Source organism: Protofrankia sp. Cas8 (assembly GCF_963555845.1).
Lineage (GTDB): Bacteria > Actinomycetota > Actinomycetes > Frankiales > Frankiaceae > Protofrankia.
Window position 1 is genome coordinate 8,947 of record NZ_CAUVXI010000189.1, and the last position, 2,119, is coordinate 11,065.

General features: G+C 70.1%; 1 protein-coding gene. It reads left to right on the forward strand.

The window, feature by feature from the left end; genetic code table 11:
- The first annotated feature begins 636 nt into the window (after positions 1 to 636).
- Positions 637 to 2,076, forward strand: a complete 1,440-nt coding sequence (gene rox, locus U9977_RS21465; RefSeq protein WP_322751088.1) for a rifampin monooxygenase — start codon at positions 637 to 639, stop codon at positions 2,074 to 2,076.
- The last annotated feature ends 43 nt before the right edge of the window (positions 2,077 to 2,119 follow it).

The following is a 2,119-nucleotide window of genomic DNA, read 5'->3' on the forward strand; positions in this document are numbered from 1 at the left end:
GCACGGTCTGTGGCTGGGTAGGCGGCCGGCGCCGGGGCGGGGTTGGTGCCGGCGCCTTGCTGCGGGCGCGGCATAATATCGCCCTGGGCCGGTCGCCTGTTCGACCGCGACAACCCCTCGGGCCAGGTCGGCCTGTAGCACCCATCACAGACCGAACCGGCCGGTTGGGTCAAGGTGCTCCTGCCCCGCTCCTCCCGCGCCCCGCGAGGCCGCGCCCCTCGTGCCGGACACTCTGTAGGAACGATGTGAATCTGGTGTTGTGCCAGGAGCATCAGATTCACATCGTTAAGAGCGCCTGGCAGCGGGCCTTGGCCCACCGTGCCGCATCGGAGATCAGCGCCGGCAGTTCTGTCAGTGCCGGCAGTTCTGTCAGCGTGTAAGGAGGTTGCCCACTCCTTGCCACTTTCAACGTATAGCGCACCGGGGGGCTTGCGGCAAGACCCGGGTCGTGCCGCAGAATCGCTAGCCGAGGCCAGGACCTGCGGAAATGGGAGTCACGACGGGCGTGTGGTGTTGTCGAGGTATGGGTCGCGCGGGGACGTCGAACCGTTGGTGGGACTCGTGGTGTGGGTGTGCGCGCCGCCGGACTGCGCGGAGCAGCCGGCCGACAATCAATCTCGTTAAACGGGGGGTTTCATGATTGACGTGATCGTGGTAGGCGGCGGACCGACCGGCGTGATGCTCGCCGGCGAGTTGCGACTGCACGGCGTGCACGCGCTCGTGCTGGAGAAGGAGGCGGAGCCGATCAGGATTGTCCGCGCGCTCGGCCTGCACGTGCGCAGCGTCGAGATGATGGACCAGCGCGGTCTGCTGGAGCGGTTCCTCGCGCTCGGCCAGCAGTACCCGGTCAGTGGTTTCTTCGCCGGCATCGTCAAGCCGCGGCCCGACCGGCTGGACACCGCACATCCCTACATCCTCGCCATCCCGCAGACCACCACAGAGCGCCTGCTGACCGAGCACGCCACCGAACTCGGCGTCGAGATCCGGCGCGGCTGCGAACTGGTCGGGCTGCGCCAGGACGACCACGGGGTGACCGCCGAGCTGGCCGACGGCACGCAGCTGCGCTCGCGCTACCTCATCGGCTGCGACGGCGGCCGCAGCACGGTGCGCACGCTGCTCGGGGTCGGCTTCCCCGGTGAGCCCGCCAGGGTCGAGTGGCTGCTGGGCGAGGTAGAGGTGGCCATGCCGCCGCAGGAGTTGGCGGCCGTGGTGGCCGAAGTCCGCAAGACCGATCTGGGGTTCGGCGCCGGACCCCTCGGGGACGGGGTGTACCGCGTCGTCGTACGCGCCGACGCGGTGGCCGAGGACCGCACGGTCGCGCCGACCCTGGACGAACTCAAGCAGCGGCTGCGGGCGATCGCCGGCACCGACTTCGGCGCGCACTCACCGCGCTGGCTCTCCCGCTTCGGTGACGGCACCCGGCTGGCCGAGCGCTACCGGACCGGGCGGGTGCTGCTGGCCGGCGACGCGGCGCACATCCACCCGCCGACCGGCGGGCAGGGCCTCAACCTCGCCATCCAGGACGCGTTCAACCTTGGCTGGAAACTGGCCGCCGAGGTCAACGGCTGGGCACCGGCGGGGCTGTTGGACAGCTACCACACCGAACGGCACCCGGTGGCCGCCGACGTGCTCGACACCACCCGGGCGCTGGTCGAGCTGCTGTCCCCCGAGCCGGGTCCCCAGGCAGTGCGCCGGCTGGTGTCGGAACTGATGGACGTCGAGGAGGTGAACCGCTACCTGATCGAGAAGATCACTGCGATCGGGGTCCGCTACGACTTCGGCGCGGGCCATCCACTGCTCGGCCGGCGGCTGCGGGATGTGGGGCTGAAACGGGGGCGCCTCTACGAGCTGATGCACGGCGGCCGCGGACTGCTGCTCGACCAGACCGGCCGGCTCTCGGTGGCGGGCTGGGCGGATCGGGTCGACCACGTCGTCGACGTCGTCGACGTCAGCGAGGAACTGGACGTGCCCGCCGTGCTGCTGCGGCCCGACGGCCATGTGGCGTGGATCGGTGACAGTCAGCAGGATCTGCTCAGCGGGCTGCCCACGTGGTTCGGCGCCGCCGTCCGCTCATAGGTTGAGCCTGCCACATATCGCCGGCAGGGACGGTGCGTTCAGT